Here is a 431-nt window from a genome sequence, read left to right as displayed (position 1 = left end):
GGCGGTGACGGCCCCGCTGAAACGGCTCCCGGCGGCGGCGTGAAGATCGTCGTCGACACCGAGAACGGGCTCGCGCCCTGGCGGCAGGTGCACGACCAGGTGGTCCACGCGGTGACGACAGGTGCGCTGGCGGAAGGCGCGCGGCTGCCGCCGATCCGGCAGCTGGCGCGGGACCTCGGCCTTGCGTCGGGGACGGTGGCGCGCGCGTACCGCGAGCTGGAGACGGCGGGCTGGGTGACGACGGCCCGCGCCCGCGGCACGGTGGTCACGCTCCCGCCCGGCCGCCCGGCCCCCGCGGAGCTGCTCCTCGCCGCCGCCACGACGTACCTGACGCAGGCCCGCGACCTCGGCGCCGACCTGGAAACAGCCCTGAACGCCGTCCGCGCGGCCCACGACCGGTCGTGAGTGGCAAGTCGGGTTAGAACCCTACT

General features: G+C 75.9%; 1 protein-coding gene. It reads left to right on the top strand.

What is annotated here, in order from left to right; translation table 11 throughout:
* Positions 1 to 39 precede the first annotated feature (39 nt).
* Positions 40 to 405 (top strand): GntR family transcriptional regulator, encoded by a 366-nt coding sequence (locus G3I65_RS13520; protein ID WP_160696411.1) that lies wholly within the window; start codon positions 40 to 42, stop codon positions 403 to 405.
* Positions 406 to 431: the final 26 nt, after the last annotated feature.

It is taken from the genome of Amycolatopsis sp. SID8362 (assembly GCF_010550475.1).
Taxonomy (GTDB): Bacteria; Actinomycetota; Actinomycetes; order Mycobacteriales; family Pseudonocardiaceae; genus Amycolatopsis; species Amycolatopsis eburnea.
Note: the sequence above shows the minus strand (reverse complement) of the source record. Positions and strands in the feature narration are given on the sequence as shown.